Annotated in this window: 22 protein-coding genes; 11 read left to right on the top strand and 11 right to left on the bottom strand. The window is 67.2% G+C overall.

The window, feature by feature from the left end; all coding sequences use genetic code 11:
• Positions 1–36 precede the first annotated feature (36 nt).
• Entirely contained in the window at positions 37–516 is a 480-nt protein-coding gene (locus ACGF2Y_RS13200) for a hypothetical protein (protein WP_392945934.1), read from the top strand.
• Between the two features lie 104 nt (positions 517–620).
• On the opposite strand, the gene ACGF2Y_RS13195 is transcribed toward ACGF2Y_RS13200, so the two are convergent.
• From ACGF2Y_RS13195 to ACGF2Y_RS13185, 3 genes are all read right to left on the bottom strand, one after another.
• A complete protein-coding gene (locus ACGF2Y_RS13195; RefSeq protein ID WP_392945932.1) occupies positions 621–1,520 on the bottom strand; it encodes a JmjC domain-containing protein in 900 nt (299 codons plus the stop codon).
• A 40-nt stretch (positions 1,521–1,560) separates the two neighbouring features.
• Positions 1,561–2,010: a hypothetical protein gene (locus tag ACGF2Y_RS13190; RefSeq protein WP_392945930.1), complete on the bottom strand. Its 450-nt coding sequence runs from the start codon at positions 2,008–2,010 to the stop codon at positions 1,561–1,563.
• Positions 2,011–2,100: 90 nt separating this feature from the next.
• Positions 2,101–2,343, bottom strand: coding sequence for a DUF397 domain-containing protein (locus tag ACGF2Y_RS13185; protein WP_392945928.1), 243 nt, complete (start codon positions 2,341–2,343; stop codon positions 2,101–2,103).
• Positions 2,344–3,147: 804 nt separating this feature from the next.
• Between ACGF2Y_RS13185 and ACGF2Y_RS13180 the strand changes: the two genes are divergently transcribed.
• Together ACGF2Y_RS13180 and ACGF2Y_RS13175 are read left to right on the top strand one after the other, a co-directional pair.
• Positions 3,148–4,518, top strand: a complete 1,371-nt coding sequence (locus ACGF2Y_RS13180) for a hypothetical protein (protein WP_392946193.1) — start codon at positions 3,148–3,150, stop codon at positions 4,516–4,518.
• A gap of 23 nt (positions 4,519–4,541) precedes the next feature.
• Positions 4,542–4,826 (top strand): Scr1 family TA system antitoxin-like transcriptional regulator, encoded by a 285-nt coding sequence (locus ACGF2Y_RS13175; protein WP_392946191.1) that lies wholly within the window; start codon positions 4,542–4,544, stop codon positions 4,824–4,826.
• Between the two features lie 23 nt (positions 4,827–4,849).
• Here ACGF2Y_RS13175 and ACGF2Y_RS13170 read toward each other — a convergent pair whose 3' ends face one another.
• Together ACGF2Y_RS13170 and ACGF2Y_RS13165 are read right to left on the bottom strand one after the other, a co-directional pair.
• The gene (locus ACGF2Y_RS13170) at positions 4,850–5,056 is read right to left on the bottom strand and encodes a DUF397 domain-containing protein (RefSeq protein WP_392945926.1); all 207 of its coding nucleotides are present in this window, start codon (positions 5,054–5,056) and stop codon (positions 4,850–4,852) included.
• A gap of 3 nt (positions 5,057–5,059) precedes the next feature.
• Positions 5,060–5,908: a helix-turn-helix domain-containing protein gene (locus ACGF2Y_RS13165; RefSeq protein WP_392945924.1), complete on the bottom strand. Its 849-nt coding sequence runs from the start codon at positions 5,906–5,908 to the stop codon at positions 5,060–5,062.
• A 254-nt stretch (positions 5,909–6,162) separates the two neighbouring features.
• On the opposite strand from ACGF2Y_RS13165, the gene ACGF2Y_RS13160 reads away from it, so the two are divergent.
• Entirely contained in the window at positions 6,163–6,744 is a 582-nt protein-coding gene (locus ACGF2Y_RS13160) for an ATP-binding protein (RefSeq protein ID WP_392945922.1), read from the top strand.
• A 24-nt stretch (positions 6,745–6,768) separates the two neighbouring features.
• Here ACGF2Y_RS13160 and ACGF2Y_RS13155 read toward each other — a convergent pair whose 3' ends face one another.
• The gene (locus ACGF2Y_RS13155) at positions 6,769–7,578 is read right to left on the bottom strand and encodes a helix-turn-helix domain-containing protein (RefSeq protein WP_392945920.1); all 810 of its coding nucleotides are present in this window, start codon (positions 7,576–7,578) and stop codon (positions 6,769–6,771) included.
• Between the two features lie 233 nt (positions 7,579–7,811).
• Between ACGF2Y_RS13155 and ACGF2Y_RS13150 the strand changes: the two genes are divergently transcribed.
• The 4 genes from ACGF2Y_RS13150 to ACGF2Y_RS13135 all read left to right on the top strand — a co-directional run bounded on the left by ACGF2Y_RS13150 (position 7,812) and on the right by ACGF2Y_RS13135 (position 12,588).
• Complete coding sequence (locus tag ACGF2Y_RS13150) at positions 7,812–8,483, top strand: hypothetical protein (RefSeq protein WP_392945918.1); 672 nt, start codon at positions 7,812–7,814, stop codon at positions 8,481–8,483.
• A gap of 100 nt (positions 8,484–8,583) precedes the next feature.
• Positions 8,584–10,008, top strand: coding sequence for a transcriptional regulator (locus tag ACGF2Y_RS13145; RefSeq protein WP_392945916.1), 1,425 nt, complete (start codon positions 8,584–8,586; stop codon positions 10,006–10,008).
• On the top strand, positions 10,005–11,840 hold the full coding sequence (locus ACGF2Y_RS13140; RefSeq protein WP_392945914.1) for a DEAD/DEAH box helicase: 1,836 nt from the start codon (positions 10,005–10,007) through the stop codon (positions 11,838–11,840). The genes ACGF2Y_RS13145 and ACGF2Y_RS13140 overlap by 4 nt, the downstream gene beginning before the upstream one ends.
• Complete coding sequence (locus tag ACGF2Y_RS13135) at positions 11,815–12,588, top strand: protein NO VEIN domain-containing protein (protein WP_392945912.1); 774 nt, start codon at positions 11,815–11,817, stop codon at positions 12,586–12,588. The genes ACGF2Y_RS13140 and ACGF2Y_RS13135 overlap by 26 nt, the downstream gene beginning before the upstream one ends.
• Here ACGF2Y_RS13135 and ACGF2Y_RS13130 read toward each other — a convergent pair.
• On the bottom strand, positions 12,474–13,565 hold the full coding sequence (locus ACGF2Y_RS13130; protein ID WP_392945910.1) for a DNA cytosine methyltransferase: 1,092 nt from the start codon (positions 13,563–13,565) through the stop codon (positions 12,474–12,476). The genes ACGF2Y_RS13135 and ACGF2Y_RS13130 overlap by 115 nt on opposite strands.
• Positions 13,566–13,767: 202 nt before the next feature.
• On the opposite strand from ACGF2Y_RS13130, the gene ACGF2Y_RS13125 reads away from it, so the two are divergent.
• Both ACGF2Y_RS13125 and ACGF2Y_RS13120 read left to right on the top strand, forming a co-directional pair.
• Entirely contained in the window at positions 13,768–14,421 is a 654-nt protein-coding gene (locus ACGF2Y_RS13125; RefSeq protein ID WP_392945908.1) for an HNH endonuclease, read from the top strand.
• A 98-nt stretch (positions 14,422–14,519) separates the two neighbouring features.
• A complete protein-coding gene (locus tag ACGF2Y_RS13120; protein ID WP_392945906.1) occupies positions 14,520–15,821 on the top strand; it encodes a DNA cytosine methyltransferase in 1,302 nt (433 codons plus the stop codon).
• Here ACGF2Y_RS13120 and ACGF2Y_RS13115 read toward each other — a convergent pair.
• From ACGF2Y_RS13115 to ACGF2Y_RS13100, 4 genes are all read right to left on the bottom strand, one after another.
• A complete protein-coding gene (locus tag ACGF2Y_RS13115) occupies positions 15,756–16,214 on the bottom strand; it encodes a very short patch repair endonuclease (protein ID WP_392946189.1) in 459 nt (152 codons plus the stop codon). The two genes, ACGF2Y_RS13120 and ACGF2Y_RS13115, sit on opposite strands and share 66 nt — an antisense overlap.
• 56 nt (positions 16,215–16,270) lie before the next feature.
• The gene (locus ACGF2Y_RS13110; RefSeq protein WP_392945904.1) at positions 16,271–19,222 is read right to left on the bottom strand and encodes a Z1 domain-containing protein; all 2,952 of its coding nucleotides are present in this window, start codon (positions 19,220–19,222) and stop codon (positions 16,271–16,273) included.
• Between the two features lie 49 nt (positions 19,223–19,271).
• A complete protein-coding gene (locus ACGF2Y_RS13105) occupies positions 19,272–20,801 on the bottom strand; it encodes an ATP-binding protein (RefSeq protein ID WP_392945901.1) in 1,530 nt (509 codons plus the stop codon).
• Between the two features lie 225 nt (positions 20,802–21,026).
• Complete coding sequence (locus tag ACGF2Y_RS13100; protein WP_392945899.1) at positions 21,027–22,031, bottom strand: SEC-C domain-containing protein; 1,005 nt, start codon at positions 22,029–22,031, stop codon at positions 21,027–21,029.
• Positions 22,032–22,288: 257 nt separating this feature from the next.
• Between ACGF2Y_RS13100 and ACGF2Y_RS13095 the strand changes: the two genes are divergently transcribed.
• The gene (locus ACGF2Y_RS13095; RefSeq protein ID WP_392946187.1) at positions 22,289–23,032 is read left to right on the top strand and encodes a class E sortase; all 744 of its coding nucleotides are present in this window, start codon (positions 22,289–22,291) and stop codon (positions 23,030–23,032) included.
• Positions 23,033–23,135 lie beyond the last annotated feature (103 nt).

Raw genomic sequence — 23,135 nt, 5'->3', positions numbered from 1 at the left:
GGCGCCGCGATACTTACCGCACTTACAGGATGCAGCATGACTGACCAGGCAGATTCGAACACACCGAAACCGGTCGGAACGCGAAGCGTTGACGACGTCGATGCCGAAACGAAGCAGATTTCCAGCCAGATTCTCGACATCATCGCCGTCAAGGGGGCGATGTCCAAGTCGGGCCCGGGTGTGAGCACGTGCGAAGGTGCGGAGCGGGGGAAACTGTTCCTCATGCGGCATCCGTGGAGCCTGACCGGGTCCTCCGACGCTGAACTCATGAAAGCCATGGCCCGCCTCAAGGAAGACCTTCCGAAGCATGGCTGGAAGATCGTCGATTACGGGCCGAACAGTTCAAAGTCCAAGTCCTTGGAGCTGACGGCAGATCATGCCGAGAAAAAATTCGCCGTCAAGGTCGAATTCTGGGAGAAGAACAGCGGCGGGGACACCAATGAGCCCACCCTGCTGGTCAACGTGGTTTCCGCCTGTTACCAGGTCCCGGACGGCGAGAAGGTCGACCGGTTCTGAGGAAGCTGTCGACCGGTTCCGACGAATGCTGCGGTGACACCGGGGCGGTGAGGCAGCTCGTGCTACCGACCTCACCGCCCCGGTCCGAACCCTCTCTCAGCTGCTCATGTGGTGTATTCCTTCTCCGACACGGCGGCTCGGAGAAGGAATCGCGCGAAGTCGTCCACGTCGAGACCGGCCAGGTGCTCGACCAGCGCCTGCCTGATGTCCCGCACACGTTGGGACAGCTGCTGCCCCGTGATCTCGCCGGGAAGGATGACACGCCGGAAGGCATCCTTCTCGATCACGCAGTCGACGAGCTTCTCCGCGACCCAGAGCGGCGTGCGTTCCCGGATCGCGAACGTCAGGTGGATGCTGCGGACCTGCACGTCGAGTGCATGAGGATTGTGCACCCACCCTCTCGGCAGAAGCAGGGACTGACCTGGCTGGAGATCGACCTCCAGATCGGGGCCTGCGGCCTCCCACCGCGGGATGAAGTCGGGGTCCCAGACGCGGAAGGATTCCTGGTACTCCCGCATCGGGGATGGAAACATCGGGCGCCAGAGCTGCCACCGCTTGCTGCCCGCGATCTGCACGATGACGGCCATCTGCTGGTCCCAGTGGTGGAGCAGCCCCTGACGGCCGGGCGGGGTCACGAAGGCGTGGGAGTAGTTGCTGTAGCCGGTCTCCCGCTGGATGTCACGGGAGACGTCCGCCAGGAAGGGGATCACTCGCTGAAGATTGCCGAGGCGGACCGTGTGACCGTCCTCGTACAGACGGCGCAGCTTCACCGGGTCGGTCCGGCCGGCCGTGCGATGGCGGTCGGGGTGCAGCGCCGTGCCGTCACTCACCACGGCGATCTCGTCGGCGGGCACGCACCCGGTGTCGATGTAGTGGTCGATGCTCTCCGCGGTGATCACACGGTCCAGCGTGCCGGCCTCGCGTTCGTACACACGCGGCTCGTCCGGCCAGGAGGCCAGCAGGTCGGTCACGCCCGTACCGGGCAGCAGGAGGCTGAGTGACACGGATATTTCCTCGCTTCACGTCACCGAAGGGGCAGGGAGGTCAGACGGGCGGGAGGGGGCACGGAAGGCCGGGGTGATGGTGGTTGAGGCAGCAGACCACCGAGAAGGAGATCAGGCTCTGGGACTTCGTGTAGTGCACCCAGCAGACGTCGACCCCTCGGGGGAGGCAGTCCATCGCGTACGCGATCTTGTGTTCGAGGGTGACGTAGGCGCGGCCGCCGTCGTCCCTCTCGGCGGGGGGATTCGCCTCGTACGTGCTCTTCAGCCACGTGACGGCACCCACCGCGCGGGTCCAGGTGCGCTCCGCCGCGGTCTGGCTCTGCCGCATCAGCCAGTGGCCGGTCATCAGGGGCGGCAGCGTCGAAGCGACGAACGCGCGGGCGTGTTCGGAGTTCAGTTCTGCACCCGGACGGCGTAGGGCCTCCTGGCCGTACGCGTCCCTGCTGCCCGTCCACGGACCGTATCCGTGCCAGTGTCCTGACCAGGTCATCTGCGCCCTTCGATAGGGGAGACGGGCCGGCCCGGAACATGTCCGGCCCGGCCCACCGCGTGGTGCTTCGTGCTCAGGAAGGGAGCCAGGTTAGAGCGTCAGGCCCCTCGTCCTGACCCACCCGGTGGCGAAGTCGTCGAGCTCGGCCTCCGTGAAGCGCAGCTCCTTGCCCGCGCCCTCGGGCTTGCTGTCACGGATGACGAAAGCAGCCTTCGCGCCGGGGATGCCGGCGAGGCTCACGCAGGTCTCGTTGGAACCGCCCGCGTTGCCGCCGCAGTAGGTGGCGAAGGCGTCGGCCGGCGGGATCGGCAGTGCGTAGAGGTTTCCGCTCATGGGAGAGTCCCTTCGGTGCTGATGTCGCGGAGATTCGGTCTCCGCACCGTCGTGCTCCTGGCCCCGCCCGGCTGCCGACCGTCCATGGAGACAGCCGGGCGGGAGTTTGCGGCCCGTACGTGGTGGGCCTGTTCGTGCGTACGCCGACGGCGTCACCGCTCGAACCACACCGCCGCGACGATCGACGAGCCGATGGCGACAAGGCAGACGACGTAGGAGATCTGCCGGGCGCGTTCACTCATCGGCCCGTGCGCCGATCCGGAACCGGCGGTACGGATCGACCCGGAACCGGCCGTACAGGAAGGGGCGGTCGGGGGGAGACCGCGAGTCCTGCACCGCCGGCCCTGCTCATGGCGGCGAGCTTCCGGAGCACCCGGGCCAGCGCCCGGACGTGGGAGTAGACCTCATGGGACAGGGCTTCCAGAGCCGGAGGGTTGTCGAGGAGATGGACGACCTCCAGGAGGAAGCCACGGTCAGCCCCACTCATACCTCCCGTTTCGGCCGGCAGATCGCGGACGAGGGCTGCCACCCTGCCGTGCAAGGAGACCACCGCACCGTCGAGATCCGCGCGGGTGGTCGTACCGAGCCGGAATGCGAGGACGCGCCGTACCTCGTGCTCCATCTCCGTCTTCCCGCCTGCGCCTACCGCCTCGGGGCGGCCTGCCCCGGGAGTGCTGCTTGTCTTCATCACGTCGGTCACCAGGCATCTCCGCTCATGGCCGCTTTTGATCGCGTTCTGTGCAGAGACAACTGCGCGCCGTGCTCATCCCGGTACCGTTGGAGACAGGCGTAACCGTGAAAGTCATGAATTTCCGGGGAGTTGGTGTGCCCGTGGCACCTGGGAGCGACCGCAACTCAGGCCTTGAGAACCTTCTTGAACAGGCCGGATGGTCCAGGACGCAGCTCGCGAACGCCGTGAACCGCACGGCTGGTGAAGCGGGCATGGCGTTGAAATACGACCAGTCCGCCGTTTCGCACTGGCTGAGCGGGACGCAGCCGCGAGCACAGGTCCGGCCGGTGATCGTCGAAGTACTCGAACGGAAGCTCGGCCGTCCGGTGACCTGTGCCGAAGCAGGGTTGCGCTCGCCGAAGGCGGGCCCGGCGGCGGACTCCGAAGACACCGCAGACTCCCTCTTGGACCTCGGAAGGGCTGACATGGATCCTTCGCGGCGCGGAGTTCTCGCAGCAGGCCTGTACTCGGCCGCCCTTGCCGTTCCGCTCTTCGCGGGCGAGGCCTATGCCGAGGAACGGGAGCGCTCGGTCCGGCCGACCGGGCGCATCGGTGAAGCGGAGGTGGCGACCGTCCGCACGATGACGGACCGCATCGCGGACCTTCTCGATGAGCTCGGCGCCGGACACGCTCGTCCGATGGCTGCCGCGTTCCTCGTCAACACCGTCGCACTGTACCTGCGTGCTTCCGCCACCGGACCGGTCCGACGCGACATGCTCTCCGCCGCGTCCGACCTGACCTATCTCACCGGCTGGATGGCCATGTACGAGCGGGCTCACGGCCTCGGCCAGCAGTACTACGTGAAGGCGTTGCGCCTCGCCCGGGAAGCATCCGACCACGTCACGTACTGCCGGACGCTGCGCGGCATGAGCCTCCAGGCATCCAGCCTGCGCTACGGCCGGAAGGCTCTGGAGCTGGCCGACTCGGCGGCTGAGGCGGCACCTGACGCCGGCCCTCGCCTGGTGGCCTTCCTCCGCGGGCAGCAGGCCCATGCCTCCTCGATGGTCGGTGACCGCCACCAGGCTTTCGGGAGGCTGCGCGAGGCTGAGGCGGCGCTTTCCAAGGCCGATTCCCGGCGGGAGTCGATCGGCGGTTACGACCAGGCCGCCTACCAGTTCCACGTGGCCCACGTCCTGTACGAGACACGTGACCTGCCGGGCTCCATCGCGGCCTTGAAGACCTCGCTCCGCGCGCAGCCCAAGCAGGAGAGGCAGGGGCGACTCCACGCCAACGCGGTGATGGCGCAGCGGCAGTTCGAGTTCGGCCACATCGAGGAGGCCTGCACCACGTGGGGCACGTTCCTCGACGACTACGTGGGGCTTTCCTCGGCGCGCGGCGACGAGCACTTCACGACCATGCGCAAGCGCATCGCGCCTTACGGAAAGCTCCGGGTGGCGCGTGAGCTTCAGGAGCGGTCGCGGCAGGTCGCTGGGCTGAAGGGGTAGCTCTCTCCTGTCGACCGGAGGTTCTGTTGGGGCAGATGGACCGCCTGCTGGGCGTCGTCGGCATGGATACCGTCCGGCTGGGGATCGTTCCGTTCAGCGCCGCTCTGCGTCTTCCTCCTGCCGACGCTTTCTGGGTCGTCGGTGAGCAGTTGGTGATCCCGGAAGACCGGCACGCGGAACTCTGGCTGGATGACTCCGATACCGTCGCTCTGTACCGGCGTGTCTGGGAATCCCCTCACGAGTGCGCCGTGTTCGGCGCCGAGGGGCAGCACGTCATCGCTCGGGCCGGACAGGCAGGTGTCGCGTAGGGGATGCCCAGGGGAGTGCGCCCTCAGCGGAGACGCCCGTCCTGAAGGGCCGACACGAACGATGCCCACGAGCCCGGCTGGAAGAGCAGAGAGCCCGCCTCCGTCGCTTTTGAGTCGCGTATCGCAGTCGAGTTGCTGAGGTGGGCGGCCTCTACGCACTCAGTGGCATTGCCGCCGCTGTGGGAGGACTTGAACCAGCTCCGGGTTTCGCTGGACGAGGTGGTAGGCATTCTTCAGATCTCCTTGCAGATACGTTCGATCACTGCTGATGACGCAGCCATGTCCAACGCTTGTGCGCGCAGGTAGTCGAACGCGAGCCGGTACCGGTCGAGTTCGTGATTCTTCTCCATGAACACGGAGCCGACATGGAGATCTACGTAGACGACATCAAGGGAGGGTTCCACCCCGCCCAGGATGACGAAGCTTCCCAGAGCCGCCGCGTGCGCCCCTTTGGAGAACGGGAGGACCTGGAGAGTGATCCCCGGCGACTCGTTCGCTCTGAGGAGCTGGCCGAGCTGTTCTCGCATGATCGCGGGCGACCCGACTACTCGTCGGATGACCGACTCGTCCAGGATGGCCCAGAGGTGCGGAGGATGTTCACGGGCAAGGATCTCCTGGCGCTTCATGCGGATGTCGACGAGCCGCTCGACTTCCTCTGGCACCAAGCGCATCTCGTTGGCCTGCTGGATCGCGGTGCTGTATCCCCGCGTTTGCAAGAGCCCCGGCACGTACATGCAGGAGAAGTGGTCCTCGCGCACCGCCTCGTCTTCGAGCGTGAGGAGGAGGTTCATGTCGGCGGGGATGGTGTCGCTGAACGGCCCCCACCAGCCCTGCTGTTTCGCGTCCTTGGCGAGAGCTACGACCGTGCCTCGCTCGGCCTCCGTCGCGTCGTACTGCCGGCACAGGGCGTCGACGATGGGCCACTTCACGGGGCCCTCCTGGGTCTCGTACCGGCTGACGGTGGCTTTCGATACGCCCACGAGCCGCCCGGCTTCCTCAAGGGTCATGCCTTTGCTCGCTCGTAGCTTCCGCATCATCGCGCCGAGCTGACGGCGACGCGTGGTGGTCGTCCTGACGGGCATCGAAGGCTCTTTCCCTAGCTGCGCATTGCGGTCTGGGCGTGCAACAAGGCTAAAGCCAGGCGGGGTTATGCACGGTTGATTCACTCGATCGAGGAGCGTGAGAAGTTACACGGTGAGACTTCTCGCTGCCATACTCTCTCCATCGGAGCACTACGCAGCGTCGCCGTCCGGATGCGGTGAGCGCAGGTCCGCCATGGTGCGAGGGGAGAGTCGGCATGTGCTGTTGTGAGAGCAAGGAAGCATGTCCTCGGTATGTGGTGCCGTTCGAAGCGGCGCCGGCCCAGCTTTCCGAGCTGCGGCGGGCGGTGAGATCTCAGCTCGGATGCTGGGGCGCGTCAGCCGTCACGGAGGAGGCTGAACTCGTCGCGACCGAGCTGGGGGCCAACGTCATCAAGCATGTCGGCCGGGACGCTGCCGCCTCTCTCGTTCTTGAACTGAGGGAGGGACGAGTCAGGCTTGAGGTACACGACCGGAGCCGCGTCCTGCCGACGCCTTTGGCCGAGGCCTGCGTGGACAGCGATGAGTGCGGCAGAGGCCTGCACCTCATCGCCGCGATGGCGCACGACTGGGGCTCGGCCCGTACGGCGACCGGGAAAGTCATCTGGTGTGAGCTCTCCTTGAAACCGGCAGAGTGCACGGGCCGCATAGGGCGTGCGGCCGCGGTGCTGTCGGCGTACCGCCAGCCCGGCGGCACGCCGAGACTCGACCCCGCTGCGCTTGACGAGACGGTCACCGACGTCATCACCGACCTGCTCCACTGGCTTGCTGTCCAGGGAGGAGACCCGGACGGCGCCCTTGGCCGCGCTCAGATGCACTACGAAGCCGAGGCGGCCTGACACGAAGGGAAGTCAGGACAGTTCTTACTGAGCCGCTGCGGCGAGCAGGAGGCCGGCGTCCGCGTACTGCTCGCTGTTGTGAAGTGCGGACGCGATATTGAGTACTGCCTGTGCGTCGCGCCGGGCCGCGTTCGTGATCACTTGGTCTGCTGCTTCCTCCAGGCCAACCGCTCGGCATTGAGCGACGAAGGCCTGGACACCGCGGGCAGAAAGCGTGGTCGCGGCACTCCACATCATGATGTCGGCGTCCCTCGACCGGCCGGTAGCCAGGTTCTCGGCGAGCGTTCTGATCTCAGGCCAGGCAGCATCAGCAGGTGTGGTGAGGTGCCGGTCCCCCTCTCGGAGGGGGACCGGCACCTCTTCTCGTGCCGGTGCCCGCGGAATGCCGCGGTGCCGAGTCGAAATCCGGACGCGAAGTCGGCGCGGTCGGCGGCGAACGTGCTTGGGGGCCGGCGAACTCGCTGCCGTCGGCTGGGGCTCAGGGGTGACGGCAGTGGCTTCGGGTGAACCGGCAGAGCAGCAGTCGCAGTGCTTCACCAGGGCTTTGGCGCGGAGTTCCAGCAGCAAGGGCAACGAGCAGGGCATAGGCCTCGATGCCGTGGCCGCCTCGTCGCGGAGGATCTTGTAGAGCTTCTTGACGTGCTCGGCTTCGGGGATCCGGCCGCCGTTGAAGTGGTTCGAGAGCGATGTCGGAGCCAGGTACACGTCCTGAGCGATCTGCGCCTGTGTCCGGTCGCTGACCTCGCGTAGCTTTCGCAGCTGCAGAACGAAAGCACGTTGAGCGAGAGGAACCGAGCTGGGCAGCTCTTTCCACTTCTGGGTTCTCTTCGGCAACCTCTGCTCCTCAAGGGGTGCGAGCCGGGTCAGCAGTACAGGTCACTGCGATTCTCCGTGTCAGGACGTAACCGGGGAAGTGCAGCGGGTTTTCCGTCTGCCCTCGAAACCTCGTCAGGGCTGGCGCTTGGGAGCCCCCAACGACAAGGGTGTTTCCCATGAAGACCGTCGCGGACAACCGCTGCGGCCTTGATGCCTGCTGAGTACCTGAAGTCTGAAGCGAGGAGACCCGGATGACCCTGCCGTCGTGGACGGACGCCAAGTTCGGCACCATGAAGCGCGCAGCCTTGTGGCTGGTCACTGTCGTAGGCGAGGGCAACGTCTTCACGAAGGAAGACGTAAAGGGGGCGTTTCCGGGTGTGAGCCAGGCAGACCGCCGGGTGCGCGACCTTCGCGACCACGGCTGGCAGATCGACACCAACCGTGAGGATGCGGCCCTGGGGCAGCACGAGCAGCGCTTCGTGAAGCAGGGGCTGCCGGTCTGGGAACCCGGCAAGGCGACGAAGTCCGGGGCCTCCATCACACAGACGCAGCGCCGGGACGTCCTGGCACGTGACGGGCACCTGTGCCGGTCCTGCGGAATCGCTCCCGGAGAAACGTACGCCGGCAGCTACGAAGCCGCGCAGCTGGACATCGCCCGGCGGACTGTGAAGCAGCCGGCCGGCGGCGAGCTGGTCGAGCTGGTCGCGGAATGCAACCGGTGCCGTGTCGGCGGCCGTGGGCAGGCAGCCGATCTGAGTGTGATTCTCGGCCGGGCGGGCCGCCTCGGATCGCTGGAGCGCAGCCTTCTCCTGCGCTGGATCGACCAGGACAAGCGCGAGTTCAGCGCTGCTGAAGAGCTCTGGGCCGCCTACCGGACGCTTCCGGCTGAATCGCGGGCCAAGTTCCGTGAGGCTCTGTCCTAACCCCGCCCGTACGTGACGCATGGCGAATGACCGGTACTGCTGCGCTGGTTGGCCGCTGAGCCGCTTCCCTCCCCCCCCCAGCACTGAAGGAGAACTGACGATGAGCAAGGACTTCGGGCGCCCGCCTCTGGCCGCCGAGAACCAGGATCTGGTGGAGCGCCGCCTGAAGGAGCTCCAGGACGCCGGCGGCGTTCAGGAAACGCTCCGCATCGAATGGCGAGGCACGCCGATTCAGGTTGAAGTCATCGACATGCCGGTGAACTCGCTGTACTACAACCCGGGAACACACCGGATCCGTGCCCAGCGCACCCATGATCCTGCGCTTGACCGCGGTCTGGATGAGGACGCGTTCAGCGTCGAAAGCCAGGACTACCTCCACGATCTGCTCAGGGCGTTGCCCTCCGACCCGTCCAAGCGGGATCCGGACTTCGACGCTCTTATGGAGAGCCTTCGCGATTTCAAGCAGAACGACCCCGGCCTCATCACCCGGGACGGCATTCTCGTCAACGGCAACACCCGCCGGGCCGCGCTCAAGGACCTCGCTGAGCCCAGTATTCGTGTGGGGGTGCTCCCCGCATCTTGCACGTGGGACGACATCAACCGCGTCGAGCTCGCGCTTCAGCTCCGCAAGGACCACCGGCGGGACTACTCCTACATCAACCGTCTGCTGGCCATCGAAGAGCAGCTGAGCCTTGGCCGTACGTACGCCGACATCGCCCGGGAGTTCCGGACGACCGCGCGTGCCTGCGAGCAGGACCGGTGGATCCTCACGACGCTCAACGACCTGGTCGAGCGGAGCAGGACCGGCGGTGCGCAGCTGCGGCTGCTCGACTTCGAGGATCACCAGGAGAAGCTGAAGGAGCTTCACCGGCGATGGGTGAAGGAGTCGGCGTCCAGCCAGGAAAAGGCTGACCTGATGAAGGAGAGCCGGCTGACCGCGATCATTCTCGGATTCTCGAAGACTGATGTGCGGCTTATCGAACCGGACTTCAAATCGCGGTACCTCGACACCCGTCTCCCTGAGGCCGTCAGGTCTCAGGTGCCGGCCGCCGCCGCCGCGACCGTGGCGATCCCGGGGTTGAACCGTACGGTCCGCGCCGCTGATCCCAAGGTCGCTGAAGCGCGGGCGCTCACCGACTCCGTTCTCAGGGTGAAGGCGGTGGAGGCTGCGGGCGGAAATGCCTCGCTGGAACAGGTTGCCGAGGCTGCCAAGACCATCACGGCGGTGAAGGCAGCGGTTGAAGAGGCGCTGGAGCCTGCGGGAAAGGATGCCCGGGTCCGTAAGCGGAAGCAGGCGGCGCCTGACCGGATTGTGGATGCTTGCCACGATATCGATCAGTGCATTACCGACCTGGTTCTCTCCCGCGCGTCACGGAGCCTCGACGAGGAGATCTTCGACGAGGCGGTACTCAAGCTGCGGGACAGCCTGGGCAAGCTGGCAACGGAGGCGGCCCGCAGCATCAAGGAACCCGGGGACGGCGTCACCTGGCTGCTCGACGCCGCACGCAAGGAGGACGGGGCGTGACAGGCCAGGGAGAACCGTCTCTGCGGATCGCCTTCGACGTAACCCGCACGCGGGCAGTCCTCCGAGCTCAAGAGGGGCGCCAGTCTGATCTTGCCCAGCTGGCCGCCCGGTTCCCCGGCGGCGGGCAGCGGAGCCCGCTGTCCGCGGAAATCGAGCTTGAGGCGTTCCTTGTCGGCATCGGCGAACTCGGGACCTGGCCGTCGCCCGAGGACGTCGCGTGGGACGACGAACTCGCCCAGCTGGTCGGCGGGGTCCTGGATGACGCGGACGCAGCCCAGCGTCAGCTGGAGGGGGACGACGACGGTTCCCGCCAGACCGTCACCCAGGAGGACATCGCGGGGCTCCTCGGAGCCGAATGGGACGCGCCCCTCACGGACTTCCAGCAGCGTGACATCGCCCGGCTGCTGTCTCTCCGCCACGGAGCGAACTTCAGTGTGCCGGGGGCCGGCAAGACCCGGGTGGGCCTCGCGGTCTTCGCCGCGATGAGAGAGCGCGGAGAAGCCTTCAGGCTGCTTGTTGTGAGCCCTAAATCGGCCTATGAATCATGGGAGTTCGAGAACTCCGTCTGCTTCAAGGAGCCGCTCCGCTTCGGGGTGATGGGCAGCAGCCCCGATGCCACCGCGGAGATCATGGTGATCAACTATGAGCGGCTCGACCGTTCGCTGGCGGCGCTGGCCTCCTGGCTGCGAGCAGCGCCGTCCATGGTGATCCTGGACGAGGCACATCGCATGAAGCTGGGAACGCGGGGCATCTACGGTTCCGCCTGCATGGCGCTTGGCCCGCTGAGCAGACGCCGCCTCATCCTGACGGGTACGCCGGCGCCCAACGGCGCCCGGGACCTGGAGAACCTGCTCTCCTTCGTCTGGCCTGGGCACGGCCGCCGCGTCGTCACAGGTGCCGTGGCCGGCGGCGACCTGGCCTACGCGAGCCAAGTGCTGCGGCCGTTGTTCACCCGCACCACGAAATCGGAACTCAGGCTGCCGCCGTTCGACCCGAAGATCCGGTACGTCGACATGCCCAGCCTGCATCAGGAGATCTACGACGCACTAGTGGGGCGGTACTCAGCTCGCGCCGAGGCGGCTCGTGACGACTTCGACGTCCTGGGCAAGGCCATGCTGCGGCTTCTGATGGCGGCCACGAGCCCCGCGCTGCTCGCTGAGGGCACCAGCCGGTATGAACCGCTGACCTATCAGGTACCCCCGCTGGATGTCCCGCACGGGGACTCTCTCTACACCCTGATGAGAGACCTCCCCAGCTACGAGTTGTCCCCGAAGTACCAGGAGGCGCTCAGTATCGTCGCGGCCAACGCTGAGCAGGGGCGGAAGACGCTGGTCTGGACGACGTTCGTGCGCAGCCTCAGCACTATGGAGCGGATGTTCGCGGGTTACCAGCCTGCCGTGGTCCACGGAGGAACCCGCGACCGGGCGGAGGAGATCCGCCGCTTTCGTGAGGATCCTGACTGTTCGGTGCTGTTGTCCAACCCGGCAACCCTGGGCGAGGGAATCAGCCTTCACCATGTCTGCCACGACGCTGTATACGTGGACCGGGATTTCATGGCGGGGCGATTCCTGCAGAGCCTGGACCGTATTCACCGGCTCGGGCTCGCGCCAGGCACGGAAACCAACGTTACGGTGCTGGCTTCGCGCGGAACGGTGGACGAGGTCGTCGCTCTGCGCCTCGAACAGAAACTGGAGTTCATGGGCAGGATCCTTGATGACCCATCTGTCCAGCAGCTCGCTGATCTCCAGGAGGAGGCACCGGTCGCCGGGGGTATGGACATGGCGGACGTCCGAGCGCTGCTGAGGCATGTCGATGCCGTCGCTGCCCGGTGACGGCACCCGCGAGGCGGCACTGCGCTGGCTGAAATATCTGCGGATTGCCGACGTTCCCCGGGTACGCACGCTCTTCACCCATCACCCTCGCTATGCGGACCTCACTCCAGTCCAGTACGCCGAGGGTCTGGAATGGCTGCGCCGAACGGATCTGATCACCGCCGCAGACCGTCCGGTCGTAGACGTCGGGGAAGGCCTTCCGCTGAACATCACCCTTGGTCCCCACGTTTTATGGAATGCGGCTGATGACGAAAGGAGAAGAGCGATTGGCACAGCGGGGGAGAGATGCCTGCTCGCGCTTCTGCGAGAAGAGGGCCTGACGGCGGTGGAGCATGTTTCAGCGGTGTCAGACTCCTTTGGATACGACATCAGCGCCCTGACTCCGTCTGACGACCAGATACACCTTGAAGTGAAGGCGACGGCGGACCCGACCCGCCTCGTCGTCCACTTGACTCGTCATGAGAGCGAGGTGATGAGCGCTGATCCTGGATGGATCATGGTCGCTGTCCTTGTAGGCAAGCACGGGGATGCGCTCAGCCTCGCCACCGTCAGCCGGGCGTGGCTGCGCTCAGCGGTTCCGCATGACCGGTCACCTAGCGGCAGGTGGGAGTCAGCACGCCTGGCCGTACCGCCTCAGGCATTGAAGCCCGGCTTGATCATGGAAGGCGGGAAGAGTGTGCTGCCTGGCGGATCACTTGTCAGCCGTGGAGTCTGGGGCATGCAGGATCGCGAGGCGGTGGCGGTCTGACCAAGGGCCACAGCCAGGCTTCGGCCCACCGCTTCCGCCACAGGCGGCGGGAAGGCGTTGCCCACCTGGCGGTAGACGGAGGTCTTCTTCCCGGCGAATTGCCAGTCGTCTGGGAATCCCTGCAGCAAGGCCATGTGCCGAACGGTGAGCCGGACAGGCAGCGCCGCCCCCGGCTGCGGGGGTTCGTCGGCGACGCTGGATCCGCTCACTCCGAGCTGTGCCCATGCCTTTCTCGCGCGAGACGGCCCGAGGTCAGCGCCTCCATGTTTGCGCGATCCTCCACAGAGCGTTGGTGCGATGGTCATCGCACCGTCGGCCCACTGCCGGGCCAGTTCCCAGCCGGCGGATGCCATCGACTCGTAGAGGACGCTGCCCACCGCGGGCGCTGTCCCGGGGCTGCTGGTCGGGGTGGGCCAGCGGAATCGCCGGAACGCCTCCGGTCGCATGGCCACCAGGACGGCGCGGGGCCGCAACTGTGGAACTTCGTAGTCGCAGGCGCGCAGGAGCCGCCAGTCGGCTGTGTAGCCCAGGCGTGTCAGGACGCTGATCACTTCCGCGCGGTAGCCGGCGAACTTCGCCTGAAGGATGCCTTTGACGTTCTCCACCATCACAGCACTCGGGCGAAGCTCAGCGGCGAGCCGGAGCAGGTCGGGGAACAGGTCTCGTCCGTCCGCAGGTCCCAGCTGCTCACCCGCCAGAGAGAACGGCGGGCACGGCACTCCTCCTGCCAGCAGTCCGACCGCTTGGCCGTTCACGGCGAGGTCTTTCGCTGAGAGGTCACGGACGTCGGATTGCGTGACGTTCCAGCCGGGTCGGTTCAGCCGGAGCGTCTGGACCGCGTCGGGGTCCAGTTCGACGAGAGCTGTGTGCTCGAAGCCCGCACGTTGTAGTCCCAGGGCCTGTCCACCCGCTCCGGCACAGATCTCGATGCAGCCGGCCGTGGCGGGCGGCAGACCCTGGCCCGCGGTCATGGTCATGTAGTTCCGATCTTTCGGGGGGCGAGCAGCGCTCTGTTCAGGTCGAGCTTGCCGCCACTTGCCGCGCGGCAAGTGGCGGCAAGGTAATCTCATCACTCGAAAGAGTCATGCTTCATTCGTGTGTTCGAACGTGCGGGGTGGGTATCTAGTGACATCTGATGGTCTGGACTGGCGTGACGGAGCACTTGGTACGAGGGTCCGGGTGGCCCTGTGGCTGCGAGACGAGGTCGGCGTCGGGAACAACTTCTCGAAAGCGGCGCTGCGTGCCGCGATCACTGGCGCAGAGCAGGTCGACCGCAGGATGCGTGATCTCCGGCCCGCCGGCTGGGTGATCAGGACGAATCTCGACAAGCCCAGTCTTCAGCCTGATCAGCTCTTCCTTGAGGCGATCGGAGCGCCGGTCTGGGAGAAGGAGCATCGGGCGGCCGGGCTGCGCCAGATCAGTGCGAAGACAAGACGGCTCGTTCTTGAGCGGGACCTGCACCGGTGCCGTCGCTGCGGGGTCGGTGCGGCCGAGGCCTATCCGGGCGAACCGGGTTCCGCGGCCCGGCTCACGCTCGGGCATGTGAATCCGCATGCTTCGGGAAGCTCCGCAGGGGCTGAGGATCTCCTCACCGAGTGCGCCCGGTGTAACGAGCTGGTCAAGAACCTGACTGGCGTGCAGATGGATTCCGGCCAGGTGTGGACCCGGATCAAGGCGCTGCCGCTTGCCCAGAAGCGCGAACTGCTGGAGTGGATGGGCGCTGATGTCAGGCCCCTGCGGCCTGTGGACCGTGCCTGGGGTATGTACAGGCAGCTGCCTGCCGTGCTCAGGGATGAGATGAAGAACGACCTGCGGGACCTGATGGACAGCTGAACGGGTCGGAGGGGGCGGGGCTCGTCTGCGGGGGCCCCTGGTGTCACTGGCGGATGCGACACTTGCGTGTCTGTATCAGTCGCACCAGGAGGCGCCCCGTGGCCCCTAAAGATCGTCCGCTGACCTCTATCGAGATCTGCGCAGGGGCTGGCGGCCAGGCCATCGGCCTCCACCAGGCAGGCTTCAAGCATCTCGCGCTCGTGGAGATCGACAAGCATGCTGTGGAGACGCTGGAATGGAACATTGGGCACCGGCAGAACTGGAGCTGGGAGCGGCAATACTGCGATGTCATTTCTGATGACGTCAATAATTTCCGTCCCATCCCGTCGGAGGAATATTCTGACTCTGGTCTGAATAAGCCGGTTAAGTTCCTTGGGCGGAATCTACGGCGCGGTGACCTTGATCTCCTTGCGGGAGGCGTGCCCTGCCCTCCCTTCTCGCATGCTGGGAAGCAACTAGGGAAGGATGATGAGAGGGATCTCTTCCCCCGGATGCTGGAACTGGTTGACGAGCTGCACCCTAAAGCGGTGATGATTGAAAACGTCCGTGGGATCAAGGACGCAAAATTTGTGGACTACCGGACTTATATTGAGGCGCGTCTTGCGGGTGGCCGGGCGAAGAGGCCGGAGACAGGGCTTGAGGAAGATTTCGCTGGCATGGGATACGAAATCTGCGAGTGGGAAGTCCTGGAAGCTAGTGATTTCGGCGTACCTCAATTGCGTCCGCGGGCGGTTCTTGTAGCCATTCGCGCAGATGTGCTCGGCGATATTAAATTCGTCTGGCCTACTCCTGCTGGTGACGTGTGCAGCGTTTTTCGTGCTCTGGAGAAGAGTATGAGGGAGCGCTATGAGCCGTACATTTCGATGGGCGGCGACATTGGGAAGATCGCCAGTGATTCACTCGACCGATGGGTGAAAAAGGCTTCCGGTGCCGCCGGGAAGAAGAAAGACGGCGGTATCGCTCCCACGCTGGTCGGGGGATCGAAGAAGCACGGCGGGGCTGACCTCGGCCCCAGCAGGGCCAAGGCTGCCTGGGACACTCTCGGAGTCTCCGGCATGGGCGTGGCGAACAATCACGAACTAGGGGCGAAGAAGAAGAGCCAGGGGCGCGATCTGTTCGGAGAGGGCGGCCCCATGCTGACCGTGGAGCAGGCGGCAATCATTCAAGGGTTCCCGGCGGACTGGGAGTTCACGGGCGGAAAGACAGCCCAGTACCGACAGGTGGGAAACGCGTTCCCGCCTCCTGTCGCCGCCGCAGTAGGCAAGGCCATCGCGGATGTGCTGCGCGCTGCCGACGAGCGAGACACGATGAACGGTGCACCGCTGCGGAAGCCGCTACCCGGGCAGGTCGTTCCGGCGCTCGCGGACAGCACTGATGATCGACAGGGCGCAGGCGTCTGAGCTCTGGTGCTCCCAGAATCGCAGGACGAGCCAGCCGGCAGCGGAGAGCCGTTCGTCGGTGTCCCGGTCACGGGCGACGTTTCTGGCTACTTTCTCTGACCAGTAGCCCGGGTTGGTCTTTGGGGAAACGTAGTGCTCCGGGCAGCCGTGCCAGTAGCAGCCATCGATGAATACGGCCACCTTCGCCGGACGGAAGACCATGTCAGCGGTCCGGCGAAGGTCAGGCAAAGGCCTTGCGGCCACCCGGTAGCGCAGACCATTCGCGTGAACGAGCCTGCGGATCAGACGTTCTGGCTTCGTGTCCCTGCTCTGGATCGCCTGCATGTTCCGCCGCCGTGCGGCCGACGATGCCCATGAACCCGATGGAGGGATCCATTCATCTGGCTGGGGCAACACGGCTCGCTCCTTACCGGTTCGCCTGGGCTGCGGGGCCTGGGATCTGATCTCGGCTATCTCACGGTGTTGATGACAGCCTCGCCCGGGTGGGATGAATCGATGGCCCGGAACCGGACTCCGGTCACCCGCTCGCCCATAGAGCCGGCGGCAGGGATCAAGGCGGCTGCTAGTACCACCTTGGCCGGATCGATGGCTCCTTGCATCACCAGGTTCGCCGGGGCTCCGAGTGAGGGGTCCACCGTGGGGTAGAGGAGCAGCGCTCCTCGTCGCGGCTGGTGGAACTCGGTAGCGAACGGGTCGTCGTGACAGAGCGGCCGACGGCCGGCGATCCGTTCAGCGGACTGACGGTGAGAGCCACCGGAGATGCGGTTGAACACCCCCAGCGCGTTGCGCTTGCGCTGTACGAGAGTGAGCGGCTCGGTACCAGGCATCTCCGCCCGGACACTGGTGACGCCGGACGTCTGGGGAAGGATCAGGACCCAGTCGTCCGTTGCGCAGCCAGCGTCGCTGGCATCGCTCAGGTATTCCAGGTGCGGGGCGAGCAGATCGGGCCGGCCCCAGGCCAGTTCCCGCATGATGCCGAGCAATCGGCTGTGGCTGAGCACGGCCGTCCTGGCCGGATAGCGGATGTAGCTGCCCTGGTCTCCGTCGGGCAGGGTGACGAACACCTGGGGGTCAGGATCCAGTGACGCCAGCACCGGCCGCCACACCTCCGCGTTGTGGCGAAGGTCCGCCGGGGCCGTCGGGTACGCCGTCGGTTCGACCCATTCGCCCGGGGAGCGGATCTCCACCAGTTCCGCGTTGAACATCTTGTTGCGGGCGGACGGCTTCAGCCAGGAGAGGTGCTGGGAGACCAGGGGCGGGATCTGGGCCGGGGTCACCTGGGGTTTGCCGTCGATGAGGGTGGCGTAGCGGGTGAGCTGGGCGCGGAACGTCTCCTCGTCGCGGCAGATCGCCTCGAAGGCTTCGTACAGGTCGACCGTCCTGGTCCTGCCCGCGGGCTCCGCGCGGCCGATGTAGAGGCGTACCAGGTCGCGGTAGCCGGGGCGGAAGCCGAACCAGCGGCCCATCTGCATCAGGGTGTCGGCCTGCTGGGTCCTGCGGCGGTAGTACGTCACCGTCAGGCCCTCGACCGTGAAGCCGCGGGAGAGCTTCGTGCCGCCGACGAGGATCTTCCACACGTTGGGGGTCCGGTCGAAGTCCAGGTCGGGCTGGTCGTAGTCGCGTTCGGTGTCGCCGTTGACGACGAGCACCGGCGTTCCGCCCGAGTTGATCAGCTGGCGGGCGCGGGAGACATGCGGCCTCAGTTCCTCGTACGAAGCGGGCGTGGGCAGCCCGTCGTCGGCGAAGGGCTGGAAGTCGGAGGCGAAGAGAGCCGCCAGGCGGGCATGGCCCTCCTGGCTCGTATAGGCGGCCTGGTGCCATATGGAGCTGATCCGCAGGGCGAGGTCCGCGTGCTCGGCCATGCGCACGGACTCGTGGACGAGCATCGTGTGGTGCCGGAAGTGGCTCTCGGGGACGCCGTGGGCCGCGCGGTACAGCTTCAGCGCGCCGGTGAGGACGAAGGCGTCGAGGGCCTCCGAGAGCCGGTCGCCGTGGGCGTCGTCGTAGATGCCTCGTACGTGCGCCCGCTCGGCGCTTCCGACGGCCGACTCGTCGGTGCGGTCCAGGTCGTGGAAGTCCTGGACGCCCATGTAACCGGTCGGGCGCGGCAGGGAGATGAGGAAGTCGCGCGGGAAGATGTCGTCGCCGTCGCCCGGGTCGACGAAGACGTTGGCGAAGGGCGTCGCGGTGTATCCGACGTACTGGGCGCGGGGGAGGAGTCCGAGCAGCTGGGAGATCTGGCCGTTGATCGCCGTCCGGGTGACCTTGCCCTCCTCCCACTTCTTCGGGTCCGTCGTGTTGACGGACGCCTGGTCCGACTCGTCGTCGATGATCAGCGTCGGGATCTCGGAGAGCAGCGGGCCGATCTTCTTGAGGTCCTTGATGAGCTTGCTCAGGACGGACTTGTTCTTCTTCACCACCATCACGCGGGCGGCGGCGCGGTGGAGGTTGTCCGGCGCGTACAGCGGCTGGGTGCGTACCTGCTTGTCGAACTCGAGGGCGCGGATTCCGGTGGCCAGACTCTTGTAGTCGTCGTCCCGGGTGGTGAGGCGCTCGATGTCGAAGGCTCCGAGCGCGGACGGGCGGCCGTGGTGGCTCACGAACTTCTCCGGCCAGTCCTCGTCGTCCTGGTAGTCGACGCCGGTCAGGGCCTCCGGATCGGAGGGGTCCGCGCCGCGCAGGATGTTCTCCTGGCCGATCAGCTCCATGTCCAGGCGGCGCTGGGTCTGCCCGCGCAGCAGGTTCAGTGTGCCGCCGAGGACGATCACGAGGCGGTAGCCGGCGTCGACGGCCTTGGCCGTGACGCCCGTGAAGTTGGCGGTCTTGCCGGACTGGACGTATCCGACGACGAGTCCCCGGGCGCCGTAGGCGTCGGGGCGCGTCGGGTCCGCGAGCCGCTCGACCACGGCGTGGCTCGCCTCGTCGAGTCCGGCCACCGCGGCGTCCGACCAGCCCTTGCGGCGCAGGAGTTGTTCGTACGAGGTCCAGTAGAAGGACCGGACCGCGGCCGTGTCGCGGGAGTACCACGACGTCGGGGTGGTGCTGATGATCGTGGGCCCGGGCTCCTTGAAGACCGGGACCGCGTGATCCAGCGCCTTGCGCAGGTCGTCGTCGAAGCCGAGGCGGTCGTACGCGTCGGCACGCCGCTCGTCCGTACGGGACGGGGCCGTCGACCAGTCCGCCTGCTCCGCCAGATCCCAGCCGGTCAGCGTCCGGTGCCACAGCGCGGTCAGCTCGTCGCCGGGGCCCGCGCCGGCGACGCGGTCCCGGAAGCGGCCCTGCTGCGTGTCGGCCGGTTCGTCGTCCTCGGAGAGGGCGAAGGCCAGCTTGGCGAAGTTCCTGGGCCCGCGGCGCATCGCGGCGAGGACGTCTCCGTGGAGATGGAGCAGGTGGTCGGTCATGTGGCGGATCTCTTCCTCGACGGTGTACGGGGCGGCTCGGACGGAACGGTCAGCGTGCGAGTTCGCAGCGCGCGGCCGTCACCAGGACGCTGTTCCACAGGGCGATGTTGTCGAGGTGGGTGGCCCGGACCCGTTCCTTCTGGAAGATCTCGTTGACCATGAGATAGAGCATGCTCTTCACGACCGGGGCGTCGTTCAGGCCGCCTCGGCGCCCGCCGTTGAAGACCTGGCGGTACTCCCTGTTGAGCTTCACCACCCGTTCCTCGCGGTCGAGTTCGAAGAACAGGTCGGAGTGCAGGCTGTCCCAGCGGAACGTGATCGGGTCCTCGCCCTCCAGCTCGGGCAGTTCGTCGCGCAGCGTCCGCTTCAGCCGTGGGTCGAGGCCCTTGCCGGCGGGGAGGACCGCCTTGCGCTGGGGCTCGGTGGCGCGCCGGGCCGCTTCCCGGTACGTGGCCTCCGCTTCCTTGACGTAGGCCGCGAAGTCGTTCCCCGCGCCGTCCGTCGCCTGTTCCAGGCCGCGGGCGAACGCCGGGGTGACCGTCACGCCGTCCTTCTTGACCGTGAGGCTGAAGACGTCGTTCGCCTCGGCCGGCAGATCGACGGCGACGCGGGCGAGGGCGAGGTGCCCCTCGGGGCTGCGGGTGTTGTTCCAGCCGCCCGCCTGGACGAGCCGGTCGTTGCGGTAGATGTAGAACCCCTGGCGTTCGGCGAGCGGGCCGATGCCCCGGAAGCTCACCAGCGGGGACTTCGGCTGCCAGATGTGGGCGGTCAGCGCGACCTCGCCGACACCCTCCACGGGGGCGGTGTAGGTGCGCGGGTAGCCGGGCCGGCCGGAGACCCGGTAGCCGAACGGGTCGATCGGCTCGACGCCTCGGTGATCGAGCTCCTCCCGTGTCGTCACGTCCTCGACGACGATGTCGACGTTGAAGTCGTCGCGGGCCAGGAAGCGGTGGAGGTGGAGACCGAGGTGGGTCTCCAGCTTCTCGATGGCGTCGTTCAGGAAACGGTCGGCCTGACCGGTGGTGATCGTCTCGAAGGCCCGGACCCGGTCCCAGCGGACGATCGTGCCGTGCCACTCGATCAGGCCGTCGTAGCGGTCGACGAGCGCCTGGCAGTAGCGGGGGTCCACGATGTCGCACGTGAAGTCGGCCTGCGCGCGGGCGGTCAGCCAGCGGCGGCCGGTCGAGGGACTGCGTTTGGTGCGGCTGATCACGGTGAGGGAGTCGGCGTGCGACAGCGAGGCCGCCTTGAGGCCGGCGCCGAAGTGACCGAGCGCGCTGTCCCCGTACTCCTGGCGTCCGCCGACCGTCATGGCGGTGTCGAGCGTCTCGTCGTTCATGCCGGAGCCGTCGTCCACCACGAGCAGCCCCACAAGCCGCTGATCGTCCCGGAGGAAGCTGACCACGACGTTACGGGCGCCCGCGTCGATGGAGTTGTCGACGAGGTCGGCGACGGCCGCCTCGAAGCCGTACCCCTGGTGCGTCAGCGACTCGACGTAACGGGCCGCGGGCGGCAGGCGCTTGCTCCCCGACGTCGGGATCTCGTACTGCCAGTCCGCGGAGGGCTGATAGGGCGGCATGAAGACTTCCTCGCACGCTGCGACGGGGCCCGTGTGGGGACGTCGGACCTGAGACGATTGTTGAAATGTGATCGTATGGGAAAGGCCGGACGTCCGGGAATCGTGGCGTGAACTGCCCTGGCCGACTGGCCGGATGTCAGCGGGTCCTCGGCCGATCCGGCCCGGAACCCCGCACCCGTCGTACGTGGTTCCGGGCCTCGGTGCCCGGCCGGAGCGCCGGAGGGTTCACCCTCCGTGGCACCCCCCATAAGCCTCCCCCGACCCGCACCAGCAAGTAGCCGTACGGGACGGCGGCCAGGGGATGGCGCGGCCGCGGGCGGCGAGGGTGGTGGCGTACTGGGGGAGCAGGCCCGGGTCGGCCGGGGACGCGGCTTCGGAGGCGGCGAACGCCTCGTACGAGGGGACCGTTCCCGTCACGATGCCCAGGTTCGGGGTGCCCGTCGCGTGGAGGTCGCGGAGCGCGGCCTCCAGGCGGGACAGGTGGGTCGGGCGGTCCACGTACTCCTCAGCCAACTCCGGGTACGCCGCCAGGAGTTCGTGGAGTTCCTGCTCGGGCCAGTGCAGTACCGCCACCGGGAACGGGCGGGAGAGGGCCGTGCGGTACGTGCCCAGCTCCGCGCGCAGGCGGGTGATCTCGGCCTTCAGCTCGACCGGGTCCGAGGAGCCCAGGGACCACAGGCGCTTGGGGTCGTGGAGTTCGTCCAGGGGGACCGGGGCCGTGTGCAGCTCGCCGGCCAGCTCGTCCCACGCGTCGTGGTCCAGGCCCATCAGCCTGCGCACCCGGTGGCGGCCGGTCAGCAGGGACTGGACGGTGTACGGGACGTCCTCGCCCGGGGCCAGCAGCAGGGTCAGCGCGGTCGAGAGGACGTCGTGCGCCGAATCCAGCTCGTCGTGCGCTTCCAGGGTCTCCGCGGCCACCTGCCACGGCGCCGCGTCCAGCGGGCCCGCGGTACGGATGCCGTCGATGATCGCGCGGGCCTCGGCCTCGTGGCCGTACTCCCAGAGGTTGGCCGCTTTGAGGGCCTTGATCAGGTGCGGGTTGTCGACGCTGGACTCGGGGGCGCCGAGCAGATCGTCGTAGAGCGTGCTCGCGCGGGCGCGGTCCCCCGCGAGTTCCAGATGGGCCGCGGCCTGGAGGATCAGCGGTTCCTGGTCCTCGGGGTACTGCGCCGCGGTGCGGAGCAGGCGCTCGGCTTCGGTGGTGTGGTCGGCAGGCGTGTCGGGGCGCATGGACCACACGGTACTGCCGGACGGCGGCGGCGGGGAGGAGAGGTAGGGAGAAGAGGTGGGGGGTGAGAAACGGGAGAAGTCTGGAGAGTTGTGAGGTTTGCCCCTACCGTGCGCGCCGTGCGGGAGGGCTACGACGAAGCGGGAGGGGGACGTCGATGTGGGGACGAGGAGCCGCGGGGGGACGCCGGGTTCTGTCGGCCGTGCGAAGACGCGAGGGTGGCGGTGGGTGGCCCCGGCTCCTCGCCCGGGGGCTGTGGGTGTCGGCCGAACTCGTCGTGACCCTCGGTGTCGTACTGCTCCTCCTCGTCGCCCATCAGCTGTGGTGGACCAACCGCGAGGCCCGCGCCGACGCAGGGCGCACCGTTCAGCGCCTCCAGCGGGAGTGGGACGAGCCGGTTCCGGGGGACAGCGGCGGTGGCGGTGGCGGTGTGCGGGAGGGGAGTCCCCGTCCTTCACTCTCCGGAGGCGGGGCCGAGGCCCGGCCCGCCGCCCCGGCGGCTCCCGATGCCACTGACCCCGCCCGTACCCGTACACGTAACGCACCCCGCTGGGACCAGGCGTACGCCGTGCTGCGCATCCCCCGGATCGGGCTCACCGCCCCCGTCGCCGAGGGCACCAGCAAGGGCGGGGTGCTCGACCGGGGGTACGTCGGGCACTACGCCCGTACCGCGCAGGCCGGGCAGGCCGGGAACTTCGCGCTCGCCGGGCACCGCAACACCCACGGCGAGCCCTTCCGGCGCATCGACCGGCTGCGCAGCGGTGACCGGATCACCGTCGAGACCCGGGACGCCGTCTACACGTACACCGTCGGCAAACGCCTTGCGCGGACCGCCCCTTCGGACAGCGGGGTCATCGCGCCCGTGCCGCGCAGCAACATCACGACCTCCGTCGGCTACAGCGCGCCCGGCTACTACCTGACCCTGACCACCTGCACCCCCGAGTTCAGCTCCCGCTACCGGCTCGTCGTCTGGGGGAAGCTGACCTCGATGCGCCCACGGTGACGGACGCCGCCTCCTCCCCGGCCGCCCGGGGCGTATCCGATCATCGTGTATAACGAAGGAGTGCCGTTCACTTCGATGAACGGTGCGCACGAACGGTACGAGG

The sequence above is a fragment of the Streptomyces sp. NPDC048142 genome (assembly GCF_043202835.1).
In the GTDB taxonomy this organism is placed as follows: domain Bacteria; phylum Actinomycetota; class Actinomycetes; order Streptomycetales; family Streptomycetaceae; genus Streptomyces.
This window is presented reverse-complemented; position numbering and strand designations above follow the sequence as displayed.